15 protein-coding genes and 2 pseudogenes are annotated in these 16,714 nt (G+C 70.5%); 12 read left to right on the forward strand and 5 right to left on the reverse strand.

Features of this window, described 5'->3' with window-relative positions:
• Both AOK09_RS41320 and AOK09_RS15825 read left to right on the forward strand, forming a co-directional pair.
• Positions 1-235 (forward strand): annotated as a pseudogene (locus tag AOK09_RS41320) (hypothetical protein); the annotation flags it as partial.
• A 614-nt stretch (positions 236-849) separates the two neighbouring features.
• The gene (locus tag AOK09_RS15825; RefSeq protein ID WP_055587840.1) at positions 850-1,269 is read left to right on the forward strand and encodes a hypothetical protein; all 420 of its coding nucleotides are present in this window, start codon (positions 850-852) and stop codon (positions 1,267-1,269) included.
• A 76-nt stretch (positions 1,270-1,345) separates the two neighbouring features.
• Here the strand turns inward: AOK09_RS15825 and AOK09_RS15830 are convergent, their stop codons facing one another.
• The 3 genes from AOK09_RS15830 to AOK09_RS15840 form a co-directional block, all read right to left on the reverse strand.
• Positions 1,346-1,738 carry a DUF302 domain-containing protein gene (locus AOK09_RS15830; protein WP_055587850.1) on the reverse strand — a complete coding sequence of 131 codons (393 nt, stop codon included), beginning with the start codon at positions 1,736-1,738 and terminating at the stop codon, positions 1,346-1,348.
• A 114-nt stretch (positions 1,739-1,852) separates the two neighbouring features.
• Complete coding sequence (locus AOK09_RS15835) at positions 1,853-2,419, reverse strand: type 1 glutamine amidotransferase domain-containing protein (RefSeq protein WP_055587841.1); 567 nt, start codon at positions 2,417-2,419, stop codon at positions 1,853-1,855.
• A gap of 297 nt (positions 2,420-2,716) precedes the next feature.
• Positions 2,717-3,892, reverse strand: coding sequence for a glutathione-independent formaldehyde dehydrogenase (locus AOK09_RS15840; RefSeq protein ID WP_055587842.1), 1,176 nt, complete (start codon positions 3,890-3,892; stop codon positions 2,717-2,719).
• Between the two features lie 604 nt (positions 3,893-4,496).
• Here AOK09_RS15840 and AOK09_RS15845 point away from each other — a divergent pair.
• The gene (locus AOK09_RS15845) at positions 4,497-4,946 is read left to right on the forward strand and encodes a DUF1931 family protein (RefSeq protein WP_055587843.1); all 450 of its coding nucleotides are present in this window, start codon (positions 4,497-4,499) and stop codon (positions 4,944-4,946) included.
• A gap of 229 nt (positions 4,947-5,175) precedes the next feature.
• On the opposite strand, the pseudogene AOK09_RS43855 reads toward AOK09_RS15845, so the two are convergent.
• Positions 5,176-5,322 (reverse strand): annotated as a pseudogene (locus tag AOK09_RS43855) (IS982 family transposase); the annotation flags it as partial.
• 229 nt (positions 5,323-5,551) lie between these two features.
• Between AOK09_RS43855 and AOK09_RS15850 the strand changes: the two are divergent.
• Positions 5,552-5,932: a DUF2267 domain-containing protein gene (locus tag AOK09_RS15850; protein WP_055587844.1), complete on the forward strand. Its 381-nt coding sequence runs from the start codon at positions 5,552-5,554 to the stop codon at positions 5,930-5,932.
• A 173-nt stretch (positions 5,933-6,105) separates the two neighbouring features.
• Here AOK09_RS15850 and AOK09_RS15855 read toward each other — a convergent pair whose 3' ends face one another.
• Positions 6,106-7,803 (reverse strand): PucR family transcriptional regulator, encoded by a 1,698-nt coding sequence (locus tag AOK09_RS15855; RefSeq protein ID WP_055587851.1) that lies wholly within the window; start codon positions 7,801-7,803, stop codon positions 6,106-6,108.
• Between the two features lie 909 nt (positions 7,804-8,712).
• On the opposite strand from AOK09_RS15855, the gene dnaK reads away from it, so the two are divergent.
• From dnaK to AOK09_RS15895, 8 genes are all read left to right on the forward strand, one after another.
• Positions 8,713-10,617, forward strand: coding sequence for a molecular chaperone DnaK (dnaK, locus tag AOK09_RS15860; protein ID WP_055587845.1), 1,905 nt, complete (start codon positions 8,713-8,715; stop codon positions 10,615-10,617).
• A gap of 10 nt (positions 10,618-10,627) precedes the next feature.
• Positions 10,628-11,212: a nucleotide exchange factor GrpE gene (grpE, locus tag AOK09_RS15865; protein WP_055587846.1), complete on the forward strand. Its 585-nt coding sequence runs from the start codon at positions 10,628-10,630 to the stop codon at positions 11,210-11,212.
• Positions 11,213-11,218: 6 nt separating this feature from the next.
• The gene (locus tag AOK09_RS15870) at positions 11,219-12,154 is read left to right on the forward strand and encodes a DnaJ C-terminal domain-containing protein (RefSeq protein WP_055587847.1); all 936 of its coding nucleotides are present in this window, start codon (positions 11,219-11,221) and stop codon (positions 12,152-12,154) included.
• Entirely contained in the window at positions 12,151-12,525 is a 375-nt protein-coding gene (locus AOK09_RS15875; protein ID WP_245687312.1) for a chaperone modulator CbpM, read from the forward strand. The genes AOK09_RS15870 and AOK09_RS15875 overlap by 4 nt, the downstream gene beginning before the upstream one ends.
• Positions 12,516-15,155 carry an ATP-dependent chaperone ClpB gene (clpB, locus tag AOK09_RS15880; protein ID WP_055587848.1) on the forward strand — a complete coding sequence of 880 codons (2,640 nt, stop codon included), beginning with the start codon at positions 12,516-12,518 and terminating at the stop codon, positions 15,153-15,155. Before AOK09_RS15875 ends, clpB begins: the two co-directional genes overlap by 10 nt.
• Before the next feature lie 5 nt (positions 15,156-15,160).
• A complete protein-coding gene (trxA, locus tag AOK09_RS15885) occupies positions 15,161-15,598 on the forward strand; it encodes a thioredoxin (protein ID WP_407675407.1) in 438 nt (145 codons plus the stop codon).
• Positions 15,599-15,603: 5 nt separating this feature from the next.
• Positions 15,604-15,867, forward strand: a complete 264-nt coding sequence (locus AOK09_RS15890) for a UBP-type zinc finger domain-containing protein (protein WP_055587853.1) — start codon at positions 15,604-15,606, stop codon at positions 15,865-15,867.
• A partial coding sequence (locus AOK09_RS15895; protein ID WP_157875915.1) for a cyclic nucleotide-binding domain-containing protein occupies positions 15,867-16,714 on the forward strand: 848 nt, incomplete at its 3' end. The genes AOK09_RS15890 and AOK09_RS15895, both read left to right, overlap by 1 nt.

Below are 16,714 nucleotides of genomic sequence, written 5' to 3' on the forward strand. Positions count from 1 at the left end.
GTACAAGCCCACGGCGTACCGGCCCACCGCCGCCGAGCCGGCCCCGTACGAGCCCACCGTCCGCGAGCGCACGCTGCCCCCGGCCCCCGCCCCACCGCAGCCCGTGCCTCAGCCCGAGCCGCTGATCCGGTTCGGCCCGGGGGTGCCCGACCCGAAAACCGCCCGCACCATCGAGGTGTGGCGCGGCGGCGCGGCCCCGGCCGCACCGCAGGCGGCGCCGCGCAGGCCGATGGCGNNGACCGCGGCCGCCACCCCGGCGCGGCTCGGCTGCGACGCCACGGCCACCGTCACCGCGACCGTCCGCACCAACGGCCACGGCGGCACCCTCCGTTTCCACTGGGTGCGCAGCGACGGCACGGACTCCGGCCCGATGACCCAGCAGGTCGCCGAGGGTTCCCACCAGGTCCAGGTACCGCTGCGCTGGACCGTCCAGGGCCACGGGTCCTTCCACGGCACCGCGACCCTGCAGCTCACCGCTCCCCGCTCACTCCACGCCTCGGCCGGCTTCGACTACACATGCCCCTGACCTGGACAACCGACGTGCGGTCGAATGTCCGGTGGCCCATCCGCCGGACGAGCACCTGAGTCAGCTTTTCGACAAGAGCCGACGCAGCGTCCACCGGAGAACAAGACCGTTGACCGGGGAGGGGACACCCGGCGAAAAGGCCCCGACGAGGTGCTGCGGGCCTGATTTGCTGTCCGCAGTGGGTCAGCGGGACCAGCAGGTCAACGACGACATCCGCAGCCGCGGCAGAACCGGGCTGCCTGGCCCGTCACCGGGCTCAGCTGCCCGTTGCCCCGGTATGAGCCCGAGGTTTCCGACCCCACAGCGTCTGTCACGCTGGGAGCGTGCCTGCCCGTAACCGTCGCCTGCCCCGCAGTCTCTCGTGGCCGCTCACCACGTCCGACATCCGCGCTGCCCTTGGCGAGCAGGCGGCCGATGCCGTCGACCTGAGCTTCGACGACCGCGCACACGATGACGGGACCCTCCTGCAGGTCGAGTGGGTCCCGCCGATCTCCTCCAACTACGGCAACGGCATCCACCCCGCGTTGTGGAACAGTGTGCGGATCCGCGTCGCACCACTTCCAGCCACCGAACGGGCCACAGCCCGCCGTGCCCTGCAGCAGCATGCCCTGGCCGAACTCGCCGCGTGGATCAGTGACGCGCGGCGCGCACCCGAGGGCTGGGGCCTGACCCGGCGCAGCCGTTCGTGGCGGCTGACCGAAGGCACCACCACCTACCGCGACGACGGGCAGCCGTACCGCTGACGAACCGTCGCACAGGCGGCTTTCCCCGCGACGCGACGGCTTCCCAGGGATCCGGCCGATGGGGACGCCGGTTCCGCTACGCGATGGACGGCCCGCGCTCCGGCGCGAGGGCGCGATCGACCAGGGCGGCCACCCGGGACAGCGGCGCGAGGACGTCTGCACGGACGCCGAAGCGGTCCCCCCACTCCGAGGTGTCCTGACGGCTCACCAGGACTTCATGCCGGTCGTCCTCCCACACCAGGAGCCGCAGCGGCAGCTCCAGCCCCATCTCGGGGCTGGCGATCATGGCAGGCGTTCCCGCCGCCGGGTCTCCGAGGACCAGCAGCTTCGCGGGGTGCATCTCCAGTCCGGCAGCGCGGGCGCCGCCTGCATGATCGACCACGGTGAAGAGCGTGAGTCCGGCATGGTGGACGGCCCCGACGAGGCGGTCGACGGTCTCGTCGAACCGGTGAGGGCTCGTGACCGTCACGATTCCCGCCGGCGGTCGCGGTCGGCTGGTGTTCTGCATGCCGTTCACCGGGTCCTCTCCGTGAGCGTGTGCGGATGTCCTGCGGGCGCCTGGGGCGTGGCGCTCGCTGCCGAGTTAGGCGCTGGAGACCGGGCGCCCGGCTTGCGCGAACTGCTCGACGATGGCGGCGCAGAAGGCGGGCAGGTCCGCGGGCGACCGGCTCGAGGTGAACTGGCCGTCGATGACGACTTCCTCGTCGACGACCTCGGCTCCTGCATGACGCAGATCCGTGCGGATGCTCGGCCACGAGGTGAGCCGGCGGCCGCGCACGACATCGGCTTCCACCAGGGTCCACGGGCCGTGGCAGAGCGTGGCCACGGGCTTTCCCGCGTTGACGAAGGCCTTGACGAAGCCGACGGCGTCCTCGTTCACGCGGAGCTGGTCGGGGTTCATGGTGCCGCCGGGCAGCAGCAAGGCGTCGTAGTCGTCGGCGGAGGCGTCCGATACGAGCCGGTCGACGGGGAAGGTCCCCGCGGAGTTCAGGTCCCACTGGCGGGCCTGGATCTCGCCGGGATGGATGGAGAGGACCTCGGTCTTCGCCCCGGCGCCGTGCAGGGCGCCACGCGGCTGCTCCAGTTCGACGCGCTCGACGCCGTCGGCCGCGAGGATCGCGACCTTCCGACCGCGGAGTTCGTGTGCCATGGTGCTCATTCCTTTAGTGAGGGGCTGGTGAGGGCCGCTGTCCGTAGCGCGACGCCGTGCCGCGCGCCGCGAGTGTCATCACGGCAGATAAATAGGTTCGAGAAACGGGTTCACCCCGCCTATCGAGTACGCGCCTGCCGAGCCGGCGGCTGGGGCCCGAAGGCGTCCTACCGGGCAGGACGCGGACGATCGCAACTGGGCCGGTTCGACCGGAGCGCATGCGACCGCCGCCCGCCCACCCCGGCCGGAGCCGGTGCCGGTCCGGGGGAGCAGGCGGGACGGCGGTTCTCGGGTCACTCAGCGCTTGTGGCCGTTGCCGTGTCCGTTGGGATGCAGGACCACCTTGGTCCAGCCCTCGTCACGGGCGTCGAAGTGCTCGTAGGCGGTGGAGGCCTCGTCCAGGCTGAGTTCGTGGGAGACGACAAAGCTCGGCTTTGCCTTCCCGCCGGCGATCAGGTCCCGCAGCGCCCGGTTGTACTTCTTCACCGGCGCCTGCCCGGTGCCCATGTGCTGGCCCTTGAACCACATCAGCCCGAAGTCGATCGGGACCTTGCCCTGCGCCTCCAGCTGCCCCTGGGTTTCGGCACCGCCGGGGTCCTCGGGCAGGAACACGCCGACCACGCCGATGTCACCCGTGAACCTGACCGACTCGATCAGTCCGTTGAGCGTGAGGCTGGCGTCCTCGTGTCCCTGGGGGTCGTGCGCCTGGTAGCCGACGCATTCGCAGCCGTTGTCGGCGCCCAGACCGAGGGTGGCCTCCTTGACGACCTCCGCGGGGTCCTGCTCAGCGGTGTTGATCGGGATGGCCCCGATCTCCTCGGCCTTGCGCAGCCGGTCGGGCTGGTGGTCAGCCGTCCAGACGCGGCCGGCGCCCTTGAGGAGCGCGGAGTAGGTTGCCATCAGCCCGACGGGACCAGCCCCGAAGACGATGGTCTGGTCGCCCGGCTTGACGTGGGCCATCTCGGTGGCGTGATAGCCGGTGGGGAAGATGTCGGCGAGCATGACGTAGTCGGTCTGCCGCTCGGCGGCGTCCTCGCCCAGACGCAGCGCGTTGAAGTCGCCGTAGGGTACGCGCAGCAGTTCCGCCTGGCCGCCCTGGTAAGGGCCCATGTCGGCGAATCCGTAGGCCGCTCCGGCGAGGGCCGGTTCCGGCTGCATCGTCAGGCAGTAGTTGGTCAGACCCCGCTCGCACTGCTTGCAGAAGCCGCAGGCGATGTTGAAGGGCAGGACCACGTACTCGCCGACCTTGACCTTGCGGACGGCCGAGCCGACCTCCACGACCTGGCCCATGTTCTCGTGTCCCAGGGTGCGGCCGGACTCGAAGGAGGTGCGGCCCTCGTACATGTGCAGGTCCGAACCGCAGATGTTGGTGGCGGTGATCTTGACGATGATGTCGCAGGGGTGTTCGATCTTTGCGTCCGGTACGTCCTTCACCGCGACCGTTCGCGGACCTTCGTATACCGCTGCTTTCATGATTGCTTCCTTCGGTGCGCGGCATGTCCGCAGCACGCCGGTGATGGCGAGCGCACAGAGCCTGACTCCCGGGAGTTGGTGCGACGGGGTCCGCGGCTCCGGCATGCCTCTGCGGGCCGTTCATCCGGATGGGGTGGAACGGTGATGCCGCCGCCCGCTGGGCGGAGCCCCTGCGTTCCGGCGGCACGCCTTTCGAGTTCCCGGCGTCCCCGTCGCGAAACGGCCCAGCACGACTGGAATCCGCAGTCCAGCCCGGACTTGTGCAGTCTCGTCGCGGCGCACTGAGGGCCGTTTCCCCGAGCTCGTCCACGCGGCCGTGCGTTTTTCCGTCGGTTTGGTCATCGCTGGCGAGCAGGTCGTGTGGTGCGGTCAGGTTCGAGGCGCTGCGACGTCGTGCAGTCTCCAACGGGGGGACGGCCGCACGGCCGGCTGAGGAGATGGCTGCGCACTTCAAGCTGCTCTGCCAGGCGAAGAGGGAGCGGCCCTTTTCGGCCTGGCGGGCGCAGGCGCGCATCAGGGGGTTCTGCGAATCTTGACCGGGTAACAGCCGATCTCGGTGCCTGCGGCGGCGATGCCGCATGGTTCCCGGTAGGAGGCGAGAGGCATGACCGTGATGGGTGTGTCGAAGTTCGAGAGGTTCTTCCGCGCTGCCGCAGGCCTCGACGTGGACAAGAACGACCTGAAGCGGTACGGCGACTTCGTCGATGCCAAGCTCTACGACCTCCTGGTCGTCGGCCAGGCGTCGGCCAAGGCCAACGGTCGTGACACCGTCGAACCGTGGGACCTGCCGGTCACCAAGGGTCTCCAGGAGAGCATCCACCGGTTCCGGCGGCTCGACGAGGAGGTCGAGCTGAAGCCGATCCTGGAACTGCTGGCCGCGCACCCTCCCCTCGACAGGACGCCCACCCAGGAGACCGAAGAGCGCTACCCCGAGATCATCGGCGGTCTCAGTGTCGCGCTGTCCGAGACGTTCAAGATCATGTATCCGGACGTCAAGAACCCGCAGACCAGCCATTGGGAGGGCGTCGCCGCGGTGTTCGACCGGCTGCTGTAGCAGCGCACCCCTGTGCACGTCGCCGAACTGAGCTGACATCCCGGACAGGGGTTGGACCGGGCACTTTCACCAAGGCCCGCGCGCCGCACATGCTCGGAGATTCGCGGTCGCAGCGAGGCCTGTCACCCGGGCCAGGGGATCACACCTGATCTCCTTCACGCAACGGCGCGCGACTCGGTCACGTTTCTGACAGGCCATCGGCCGGGCCCTGCCGCCCTCGCTCGGAAGAGGGGTTGCACACCAGGTGCAGGCGCAGGCCCTCGCACAAGCGACCGTGGCCGGCGCAGTAGCCGTACTTGGCCCCTCCGGCCAGACCGGAGCGTTTCACGGTCTCCCGGGGGCGGCCGCATCCCACCGGCGCGGAGTCGACGATCCACTGCCGCAGATGATCCAGCCCGGCTGTGCCGGCGCCCTTATGGTGTGGCTCTTCGCCACGTGCGACACGGTCGGACTCGACGTCCTCCCCACCATCCGGCGCGGCTCCCGCACACCACGGTGCACTGAGGCGTCAAGCCGTCCGTGGGCGGGCGCCGGGTGGGCGTGGCAGGCTTGCAGAGGGGGGCCGCGACGTTCGTCGCAACACAACAGCGAAGGGGTCACGACGCATGGATGAGAAGGAGTTCGTCCGTACCGTCGCCGAGCGCACCGGGCTGAGCCGACAGGAGGCGGCGGACCTGACCTGGGCCACGCTCGAGACGCTGGCCCACCGGCTGAGCCCGGGGGAGGCCACGGACCTGGTCACTGAGCTCTCCGGGAGCCTCGCGGAAGCGGTGCGCCGGGGAACCACGGACCGCATCGAGCGCTTCGGCCACCACGACAGCGTGCGGCGCGTGGCCGAACGCACCATGCTCAAGAAGGAGGAAGCCGATCGGGGCGTGCGGACCGTACTGGCCGTGCTCCGGGAGGCGGTCAGCGAGAAGGAGTTCAACGACCTGATGTCGCAGCTCGGAAGGGACTTCTCCCAGGCCTTGGAATCCGCTGGGTGACCCCGGGTCCTTCGGCACGCCGACTGCGCCACGGCGGAACGGCTCGGGCGCCGCGCGTGCGCGCCGGGGACGGACGGCAGGCTGGAGGGCACCCGCGGCCCGCTGGTCGCCAGCGGCCGTCCCTGCGCGTCGGGCCGGTGGCCGATGTCGTGGGCCGCCCCGCAGAACCACGGTCAGCCCTGCCCACCGAGCATGATCCTCCACACACGTGTTGCCACCTGGAGATTGAGTCGGGTGTCCACATCCGTGAGGTCGCGGCCCCCGATCTCACGGATGCGCTGGAGCCGGTAGCGCAGTGTGCTGCGGTGAACGGCGAGAGCGGTGGCGGTCTCGTCGTAGTTGCCACCGCAGTCGAAGTACTCGGCGAGCGTCTGCACCATGTCCGTGCCATGCCGTCTGTCGTAGTCGATGAGCGCCCCGAGCCACTCGCGGACGAACGCTTCCAGCTCGTGCAGGTCGTTCCCGGGCCCCAGAATCCGGTAGAGCCCCAGGTCGTCGAAGAACGTTGATCCGTCCCGTGCACGGGAGCCCTGCCGCACCCCCAGGGCCCGCAGCGCCTCCTGGTAGCAGCGGGGGATACTACCGGGGGAGTCGCAGCGGGCGCTCACCCCGACCGACCAGGTGTGCGCGCCGAACTCCCGGTCCAGCGCCTCGCCCAGCGTGTCCTCGTGCGGTTTCGTCTCGGTCAGCAGGACCACGCAGTCCCCGCGGCGGATGGCCAGCGGTCGCAAGCCCAAGGCCGCTGCCGCCCGCTCGACGGGCCGCGTGAGGGATTCGTCGTCCGCCACCCTGCCCCTTGAGTGCACCACCATCACGTAGTGCGGCCGGTGCAGATCGTGGCCGACGGCGTCGGATCTGGCGTACGCGCTCGCCTCGTCCGCGCCCTCCAGCAGGTCTTCGACCAACTCGCGGTGCAGCCGCAGCTCGACTTCTGCCAGGTCGCGCAGATGCGTCAGCTCCAGGGCGAGCGACCGCACGGCGTGGTCCAGTGCGAACACGGTGCGGGCGTCCGCCGTGCGGTCGGGGTCCATCAGGGCCAGCACGCCCAGCACCTCGCCGCGTGGCCGGGCCAGGGCGAGCAGCCGGTCCTTGACCCGCACCGGTCCCGCTTCGAGGGCCACCTCGCGCAGCATCTCCTCCCGGCGGGCGGCAACCGGCACCGGATAAGAAGTCGGGCGGCCCGGGCCCGCCCAGGAACGCAAGTTGCCGGAGCGGTCCTCGACGAGTGCCGGCAGACCGGTCAGTTCGTACAGCGCCTGGGTGAGGGCGTCCTCTCCGCCCCCCAGACCCGCGACACGTCCGAGCGCCTCGTGGACGATCCGCTGCTGCCGGACCTCGGTCCGCAGGGCGTCCAGTTGCCTGAGGACGGCGGCCCGCTGGCTGCGCAGCCTGCTCAGCTCCCGGGCGCCGTCGGCCTGCCGGCGTCGCGCGATCGCCAGAGACAACGCCGCCGCGGTGAGCCGCACCAGGGTGGAGAGGAGGAAGTTGTCCCGCTCACCGGGTGGGAACCGGGACGACACCGCCAGGTGGCCGAGCACGCCCTCGGCGCTGCGCAGAGCGAACGCCCAGCACCAGGGCCGCCCGGGAAGGGTCAGGGGACCGTCCGTCCGGGCCAGCCTCCGTAGTTGCACCTTGACCTTGACCGCGTCCGCGGATCCGGCGGCGCCGGTCAGTGCACCGTCGTTCGAGAGAACGCCGACCTCGGCGCGGTACGGCCCGAGGGTTGCGACGTGCGCCAGGGCAAGACCAAGGATCTCGCGTTCGTCCGCGCTGGCGAACAGAGTCTGGGAGAGCGCCAGCAGCCCATGAGGGTCCGCCGCGCCCCGAGCTGGGGCGGCCGTGTGGCCGAGGACATGCCGCTGCTCGTCCACGGGCACGGTGGTGCCCGGAGAGTCCGCCGGCTGAGCGTCGAAGCGGGGAGACAGGCCTTGCCTCGGACGGCCGGCCATGGGATCACTTCCGTTCTCCCCCGGGCTTCGAAGAAAAGCACATCCAGGAACCCCCGCCCTCATGCTAGGTCGAATTCGAGTACCCGTGCTGCGAGTCGCCAACCCGAATCACGCGTCACGCCTCCTGTCCTGGCAGACCGACCGCCGGTGCCACTTTTCGACCCGCTGGGCGCAGGTCGGGTGACCGCGTGAACCGCCACTCTGGGGCCTGCAGGGACCGCTCGGCGGTCGCCGCCGGAAAGGACAGGCCATGAGCGAGCAGGCCCGTACGACCGTTGCCCCGTCCCCGACATGCCAGGAAGCCGAACGTCCCCTCGATCACCTCGTCGACCGGGGCTTTCCCGTTCAGAAGGCGGCGCTCACCGGCGGGGCCGCACGCCAGTTCGAACCAGTGATCGACGGAAGGGGCTGGGACGAGGCCGCCCGGCACGGCGGGGTCACCGGAGCGCTGCCCGGCGCGCTCGTCGGCTGGATTTCTTGCGGGACTGCTGGACTGGCTGAAGCCGGTCGTGCCCACTCTGCTCCTCACCCTGAACGGACTGATCTGCGGAGCGACCTTCGGCGCCCGGCTCGGCCTGCTGCCGCACGCGGCCCAGGGCCGGCCGCCGGAGTCCACCCGGGTGCGCTCGGTGCAAGCCCAGCGGGTACGGCCGTTCGGCTGGTCGCCGGGCCGGAGAGCAAGGTCTGCGGACAGGCGGAGAGCGCGTCCTCGAAGGGCAGTGGCCCGCGCAGCGGCCCGCCCCCAGCTGAACGAGTGTCGAAGCCGGGCGGACAGGGCCCGGAGGGTGAACGGTCGCCGACGGACGTCGACCGCCGCGGAAGGAGTTCCTCATGGCCAAGGCAGTCGGGATCGACCTGGGCACCACCAACTCGGTGATCGCCGTCTGGGAGGGCGGCGAGTCGACGGTCGTACCCAACAGCGAGGGCAACCGCACAACACCGTCCGTGGTGGCCTTCACCGACACCGGTGAGCGCCTGGTGGGCCAGTTGGCCCGCCGCCAGGCAATCCTCAACCCCAAGGGGACCATCTACTCGGCCAAGCGGTTCGTCGGCCGCCATTTCGACGAGATCTCCGAGGAGGCCAAGGCCGTCGCGTACGACGTGGTCGAGGGTGATGGTGGCGCCGCCCGCTTCAAGGTGCGCGACAAGCTCTACGCGCCCGAGGAGATCAGCGCGCAGGTGCTGCGCAAGCTCGCCGACGACGCCTCCAAGCAACTGGGGGAACGGGTCACGGAGGCAGTCATCACGGTGCCGGCCTACTTCAACGACGCCCAGCGCACCGCCACCAGGGACGCCGGACGGATCGCCGGCCTGGAAGTGCTGCGGATCGTCAACGAGCCGACCGCAGCCGCCCTCGCCTACGGCATGGACAAGAAGCAGCATGAGACGGTGCTCGTCTTCGACCTGGGCGGCGGCACCTTCGACGTGAGCATCCTCGACGTCGGCGACGGTGTGGTGGAGGTACGGTCCACGGCGGGCGACAGCCATCTGGGCGGCGATGACTTCGACCGCCGGCTGGTCGACCAGCTCGCCGACGGCTTCCAGAAGGAGAACGGCATCGACCTGCGCCAGGACCCGCAGGCGCTGCAACGTCTGTTCGAGGCCGCCGAGAAGGCGAAGACCGAACTCAGCTCGGTGACCCAGACGCAGGTCAGCCTGCCGTTCATCACGGCTGACGCCTCCGGGCCCAAGCATCTGACCACGACGATCATGCGATCCACGTTCGAGCAGATCACCGGCGACCTGGTGGAGCGCTGCCTGGGCCCGGTGCGGCAGGCCATGGACGACGCCAAGGTCAGCGACAACGACATCGACGAGGTCATCCTCGTCGGCGGCTCCACTCGCATCCCCGCCGTTCAGGCCCTGGTGCGGAGGCTGACCGGCGGCAAGGAACCCAACATGAGTGTCAACCCCGACGAGGTCGTGGCGATGGGCGCCGCGATCCAGGCCGGGGTCCTCAAGGGCGAGGTCAAAGATGTTCTGCTGCTCGATGTCACCCCGTTGTCGCTGGGTGTGGAGACACGCGGCGGCGTGATGACGAAGATCATCGAGCGGAACACCACCATCCCGGTGCGCCGTACGGAGACCTTCTCCACCGCTGCGGACAACCAGCCCGCCGTCGACGTCGTCGTCCTGCAGGGCGAGCGGGAGAGTGCCGCCGACAACCGGGTCCTGGGGCGCTTCCAGCTCACCGACATCCGCCCCGCGCCGCGCGGCGAGCCGCAGATCGAGGTCACCTTTGACATCGACGCCAACGGCATCCTCAACGTCACCGCGCGGGACAAGGACACCGGCAAGGAGCAGGGCATCACCATCAGCGAGAGCTCGAACCTCGACCGGAGCGAGGTCGAGCGCATGGTCGGGGAGGCCGAACGCAACCGAAGCCAGGACGAGGCGCTGCGGGAGGCCGTCGATGCACGCAACGAACTGGACGCGGTCGCCTACCAGGTCGAAAAGCGCCTGAACGAACTGGGCGACGCCGCGCCCGCGCACGAGAAAGCCCGCGCCGACATGCTGGTGGCCGAGGCCCGCGACGCGGTCAAGAACGAGGCCGGCGTGGACAAGGTCAGGCCGCTGACCTCCGAACTCCAGCAGGTCTACGCCGGGCTCTCCGCCCACCAGGCCGGAGCCGCGGCGGCGAGTGGTCCGTCGGGCACGGCCGGGCCGGACGGCTCCGGGCAGGGCGGGGCGGACGCCGACGAAGACGTGATCGACGCCGAGTTCGACAAGGGCTGAGGTATCCGCCATGCCGATCCCTCCCCAGGACCGAGCCCCTGACCGGCCGCCCGAAGGCGCCGTGCAGCCGCCACAGGGCGATCTGCCCGAGCCCCCGTCGTCGACCACGGAGGCCGAACCGGGGCCCGATGCGGCCACCGGTCCGGCCGGGGCCGAGGACGAGTACGCGGCCGCGCTGAAAGAGGTCGAGGACCGCTGGCGGCGTGCCCTCGCCGATCTCGACAACCTGCGCAAGCGGCACGCCAGAGAGCTGGAACGGGAGCGCGCGGCCGAACGCGCCCGCACGGCCGCGGCCTTCCTTCCCGTCATCGACAATCTCGAACTGGCCTTGCACCACGCCGGCTCCGACCCCGGGGCGATCGTCGAGGGGGTCCGCGCCGTACGCGACCAGGCCGTGTCGATCCTCGAACGGCTCGGCTACGAGCGTCACGCCAAGACCGGCGTCCCCTTCGACCCCTCCCAGCACGAGGTCGTCGGCGTGGTCCAGGACCCCGAGGCCGAACCGAACACCGTGGCGCAGGTGCTGCGCCCCGGCTACGGCGAGGCTGAGCGGCAGTTGAGGCCGGCCGCCGTGACCGTCGCCAAGCGGGAGTGACCGGCCATGGCACGCGACTTCTATGAGCTTCTCGGGATCCCGCGCAACGCCGACAAGGACGAAATCCAGCGGGCGTACCGCAAGCTGGCTCGCAAGTACCACCCCGACGTCAACAAGGACCCCGCGGCGGAGGAGCGGTTCAAGGAGATCAACGAGGCCTTCAGTGTGCTGTCCGACCCGGACCAGCGGGCCCGTTACGACCGCTTCGGCGAGGACTTCCGAAAGGTCCCCGAGGACTGGGAGGAGCGGGTCGGTGCCGGCGCGGGACCCGGCGGCGGCTTCCGGTGGTCCACCGGGGGCGGCCCCCGGGTCCGGTACGCCACCAGCGGCTTCGGCGCGGAGGGCGTCGACGTCGACGACCTCTTCGGCTCGTTCTTCGGGGGCGCCGGACGGGCGCGTGTCCCCGGAGCCGACCAGGAGGCCGAACTGCCGCTCACGGTCGAGGAGGCCTACCGCGGCGGCCGCCGCACCGTCACCCTCGCCGGGCCCTCCGGGCAGCGGCGCTACGAGGTGGACGTGCCGCCCGGCGTCGTCGACGGGCAGCGCATCCGGCTGGCGGGCGAAGGCGGCCGCGGCAGCGGCGACGGTTCCGCGGGGGACCTGTACCTGCGGGTGCGGATCCAGCCGCACCCCCAGTTCCGCGTCGACGGCCGGGATGTGCACGTGCAGCTTCCGGTCACCCCCTGGGAGGCCGCGCTGGGCGCGACGGTTCCGGTGCCCACGCCGAGCGGGGCGACGGCCAAGGTGGCCGTGCCCGCCGGGTCATCCAGCGGCCGGCGGCTGCGGCTGCGCGGTGAGGGCATGCCGGGACCGGGCGGTGCCAACGGCAACCTCTACGCCGAGCTCCGGGTCATGGTGCCGCCCAAGGTCAGCGACCGGGAGCGCGAACTGTTCGAGGAGCTCGCCACTGTCTCCTCGTTCGATCCCAGGAGGACACGATGAGCGACCCACCCGCCGAGGCACGCCAGGCCTCCTCGCTGACCGCTGCCGCCCCGGTACGCGTCCAGTACGCGATCGTGCCGGTGCCCAGGCTCTCCCTGCAGACGGTGGCCCGCCGCTCCGGCGTCCATCCCGACCTCATCCGCCGGTTCGTCGCTCTGGGACTGGTCGAAGCCGAGCGCGACGCCTCCGGAGGGCTGATGTTCGAACCCGCGGCACCGGCCGCTCTCGCCCGTGTCCAGCGGCTGCGCACCGGGCTGTGCCTCAACTACGCATCCATCGGCCTGGTGCTCGATCTGCTGGACCGCATCAGCCTGCTCGAAGCCGCACTGCGCCGCGCAGGTACGAGGAGTGACATACCGCCATGGACATGAACCGCCTCACCCAGAAGTCCCAGGAATCCCTCCAGGAGGCCCAGACGGCGGCCGTCCAGATGGGGCACACCGAGGTCGACGGTGAACACCTGCTGCTCGCTCTCCTCGACCAGGAGAACGGCCTCGTCCCGCGGCTGGTGCAACAGGCGGGCAGCGAACCCGGGGAACTGCAGGCCGCCGTGCGTGAGGAACTGGCCCGGCGTCCCAGGGTCACCGGCCCCGGCGCGGCACCCGGGCAGGTCTTCGTCACCCAGCGCCTGTCCCGGCTGCTCGACGCGGCCGAGCGGGAGGCCAAACGCCTCAAGGACGAGTACGTGTCCGTGGAGCACCTGGTGCTCGCCCTGGTCGAGGAGGGCTCGGCGACCGCCGCCGGACGGCTGCTCAAGGAGCACGGTGTGACCCGGGAGTCGTTCTTGGGAGCGCTCACCCAGGTCCGCGGTAACCAGCGGGTCACTTCGGCCAACCCCGAAGTTGCCTACGAGGCGCTGGAGAAGTACGGCCGCGACCTGGTCCTGGAGGCCCGGTCCGGGCGGCTGGACCCCGTCATCGGCCGTGACGCGGAGATCCGCCGCGTCACCCAGATCCTCAGCCGCAAGACCAAGAACAACCCCGTCCTCATCGGCGACCCCGGCGTCGGCAAGACCGCCATCGTCGAGGGCCTGGCGCAGCGCATCGTGCGCGGCGACGTCCCCGAGGGCCTGCGCGACAAGACGGTGTTCGCCCTCGACATGGGATCACTGGTCGCCGGCGCCAAGTACCGCGGTGAGTTCGAGGAACGGCTGAGGGCCGTGCTCAGCGAGGTCAAGGCGGCCGAGGGCCGGATCCTGCTCTTCGTCGACGAACTGCACACCGTCGTCGGCGCGGGGGCGGCCGAGGGCGCCATGGACGCGGGCAACATGCTCAAGCCGATGCTGGCCCGCGGTGAACTGCACATGATCGGCGCGACCACCCTCGACGAGTACCGGCAGCACATCGAGAAGGACGCCGCGCTCGAACGCCGCTTCCAGCAAGTGCTGGTCGACGAGCCGAGCGTGGAGGACACCATCTCCATCCTGCGCGGCCTGCGCGAACGTCTGGAGGTGTTCCACGGCGTCAAGATCCAGGACACGGCGCTGGTCACGGCGGCGACGCTGTCACACCGCTACATCACCGACCGCTTCCTGCCCGACAAGGCCATCGACCTCGTCGACGAGGCGTGCGCCCGGCTGCGGACCGAGATCGACTCCATGCCCGCCGAACTCGACGAGATCACCCGGCGGGTGACTCGCCTGGAGATCGAGGAGGCAGCCCTGTCCAAGGAGACCGACCCGGCCAGCAAGGGGCGCCTGGAGGAACTGCGCAAGGAACTCGTCGGTCTGCGGGCCGAGGCCGATGCCAAGCACGCCCAGTGGGCGGCCGAACGCCAGGCGATCCGCCGGGTGCAGGAACTGCGCCAGGAACTGGAGCAGGTGCGCCACGAGGCGGAGGAGGCCGAGCGCGCCTACGACCTCAACCGCGCCGCCGAACTTCGCTACGGCAAACTCCGGGAACTGGAGCGCCGGCTGAAGGCCGAGGAGGAACAACTGGCCGCGAAGCAGGGCCAGAACCGGCTGCTGCGGGAGGTCGTCACCGAGGAGGAGATCGCTGAGATCGTCGCCGCCTGGACCCGCATCCCCGTCGCCCGCCTTCAGGAGGGTGAGCGGGAGAAACTGCTGCGTCTGGACGAGATCCTGCGCGAGCGGGTCATCGGCCAGGACGAAGCGGTGAAGCTGGTGGCCGACGCGATCATCCGGGCCCGCTCCGGCATCCGCGACCCGCGCCGGCCCATCGGTTCGTTCATCTTCCTCGGCCCCACCGGTGTGGGAAAGACAGAGCTCGCCAAGACGCTCGCGGCGGCCCTGTTCGACTCCGAGGACAACATGGTCCGCCTCGACATGAGCGAGTACCAGGAGCGGCACACCGTCAGCCGGCTGGTCGGTGCACCGCCCGGGTACGTGGGCTACGAGGAGGGCGGCCAGCTCACCGAGGCCGTGCGCCGCAAGCCGTACTCGGTCGTGCTGTTCGACGAGATCGAGAAGGCGCACACCGACGTCTTCAACACCCTGCTGCAGGTTCTCGACGACGGCCGGATCACCGACTCCCAGGGCCGCACGGTCGACTTCCGCAACACCGTGATCATCATGACGTCCAACATCGGCTCTGAGCACCTCCTCGACGGCGCCACCGCCGAGGGCGAGATCAAGCCGGACGCGCGGACGCTGGTCATGGCCGAGCTGCGCGGCCACTTCCGGCCGGAGTTCCTCAACCGCGTCGACGACATTGTGCTGTTCAAGCCGCTCGGTGAGACCCAGATCGAGCGGATCGTGGAGCTGCAGTTCAACGAGCTGCGCAGCCGCCTCGCCGAGCGCCGCATCACCGTCGACGTCACCGACACCGCGCGCGAGTTCATCGCCAGGCAGGGATACGACCCGGTGTACGGCGCGCGACCGCTGCGCCGCTACATCTCCCACGAGGTCGAAACTCTGGTCGGACGGGCCCTGCTGCGCGGCGACGTGCAGGACGGCGCCACGGTCCGGGTCGACGCTCAGGCGGGCGAACTGGTGGTCACCTACGAGCAGCCCGCGGCGGCGGAGGAAGCGAGGGCGGCGTGAGCACGATGCAGGTGGCGACCGTCAGCTGTCCGCACTGCGGGCGCAGGAACCGGGTGCCCGCGGCCGCGGAGGGGCGCCCCACGTGTGGGAACTGCAAGCAACCCATACCGTGGATGGTCGACGCGGGCGACCACGACTTCGCCGAGGTCGCCGAGCAGGCCGACGTCCCCGTCGTGGTCGACCTCTGGGCCACCTGGTGCGGTCCCTGCCGCATGGTCAGCCCGGCGCTGGAGCAGGTGGCCACCGACCTCGCCGGCCGAATCAAACTCGTCAAAATCGACATCGACAAGAATCCGCGGTTGGCGCAGCGTTTCGAGGTGCAGGCGGTGCCGACACTGCTCGTCCTCGACAAGGGGAGGACCGTCGCCCGGCAGGCAGGGGCGGCGCCCGCCCCCGTCCTGCGCCAGTGGGTGGAGCAATCGATCACGGCCCGGGAAGGGTGATCCGGATGACCCTGCACGCAGACCCCCACCTCGCGCTCGTCAAGCCGGTCCAGCCGCTGACCCCGGAAGGATGTCAGGAGTGTCTGCAGCTCGGCTCCCCGTGGGTCCACCTGAGGCTCTGCCTGACCTGCGGGCATGTCGGCTGCTGTGACTCCTCGCCGAACAAGCACGCGCGCGGGCACGCCGCTGCCGACGGCCATCCGATCGTGGAGTCGCTCGAACCCGGCGAGGAATGGCGCTGGTGCTACGTCCACGAGGCGTTCGTCTGATGTCCCGCGACCAGTCGCCGCCGAGCGAGGAACCAGTGCCGGAGGAAGCGGACGAGTCCGTCTCCCGGGAGACCCCGGACATCTGCGGCGCGTATCCGCGCCTTACGGAGGACCAGACAGCGCGTCTGGCGGAGCACGGGCAACGCCGGAGCATGGCTCCGAACGACGTGCTGATCCGGGAGGGTGAGCGCTGCGAGACGTTCTTCGTCGTCCTCAGCGGTACCGTCGCCGTCGTCGAGGACTACGGCACTCCCGGGGAGCACGTGCTGCGCGTGCACGGCCCTGGTCGCTTCATCGGCGAACTCGGGCTGCTGTACGGACAGGTTGCCTTCTACACCGCCGTCGCCAGGGAGCCGGGCGAGGTCCTCGTCGTCCCCTTGGATCAGCTGCGCCGCCTGGTGGCCCAGGACTCGACGATCGGGGACGTCGTGCTGCGCGCCTGTCTGGGCCGTCGCGCGCTGCTCGTCGGACAGGGCGCCGGCTTCCGCATCATCGGCTCGCGCTACTCACCCGACACCAGGCGACTGCGCGAGTTCGCCGTCCGCAACCGGCTGCCGCACCGCTGGATCGACCTGGAGACCGACGAGGAGGCCGAGGAGCTGCTGCGCCGGTTCGGCGTCGGCCCGCAGGAGACACCGCTCGTCATCTGGCGGGACACCACCCTGTTGCGCAACCCCAGCAACGCGGAACTGGCCCGGCTCATCGGCCTGCCGTCACTGCCTGCCGCAAACCGGCACGGCGATGTCCTCATCGTCGGCTCCGGACCCGCCGGCCTCGCTGCCGCGGTGTACGCCGCCTCCGAGGGGCTGAGCGCCACCGTGGTGGAGGCGTTGGCCACCGGTGGCCA

It is taken from the genome of Peterkaempfera griseoplana (assembly GCF_001418575.1).
Taxonomy (GTDB): Bacteria; Actinomycetota; Actinomycetes; order Streptomycetales; family Streptomycetaceae; genus Peterkaempfera; species Peterkaempfera griseoplana.

Excerpts from the sequence above, each read along its gene's own strand:
- AOK09_RS15845 (WP_055587843.1), top strand. The coding sequence starts at position 4,497 with ATGACCGTGATGGGTGTGTCGAAGTTCGAGAGGTTCTTCCGCGCTGCC.
- trxA (WP_407675407.1), top strand. The coding sequence starts at position 15,161 with ATGCAGGTGGCGACCGTCAGCTGTCCGCACTGCGGGCGCAGGAACCGG.
- AOK09_RS15890 (WP_055587853.1), top strand. The coding sequence starts at position 15,604 with ATGACCCTGCACGCAGACCCCCACCTCGCGCTCGTCAAGCCGGTCCAG.
- dnaK (WP_055587845.1), top strand. The coding sequence starts at position 8,713 with ATGGCCAAGGCAGTCGGGATCGACCTGGGCACCACCAACTCGGTGATC.
- AOK09_RS15850 (WP_055587844.1), top strand. The coding sequence starts at position 5,552 with ATGGATGAGAAGGAGTTCGTCCGTACCGTCGCCGAGCGCACCGGGCTG.
- grpE (WP_055587846.1), top strand. The coding sequence starts at position 10,628 with ATGCCGATCCCTCCCCAGGACCGAGCCCCTGACCGGCCGCCCGAAGGC.
- AOK09_RS15875 (WP_245687312.1), top strand. The coding sequence starts at position 12,151 with ATGAGCGACCCACCCGCCGAGGCACGCCAGGCCTCCTCGCTGACCGCT.
- AOK09_RS15835 (WP_055587841.1), bottom strand. The coding sequence starts at position 2,419 with ATGGCACACGAACTCCGCGGTCGGAAGGTCGCGATCCTCGCGGCCGAC.
- clpB (WP_055587848.1), top strand. The coding sequence starts at position 12,516 with ATGGACATGAACCGCCTCACCCAGAAGTCCCAGGAATCCCTCCAGGAG.
- AOK09_RS15840 (WP_055587842.1), bottom strand. The coding sequence starts at position 3,892 with ATGAAAGCAGCGGTATACGAAGGTCCGCGAACGGTCGCGGTGAAGGAC.
- AOK09_RS15870 (WP_055587847.1), top strand. The coding sequence starts at position 11,219 with ATGGCACGCGACTTCTATGAGCTTCTCGGGATCCCGCGCAACGCCGAC.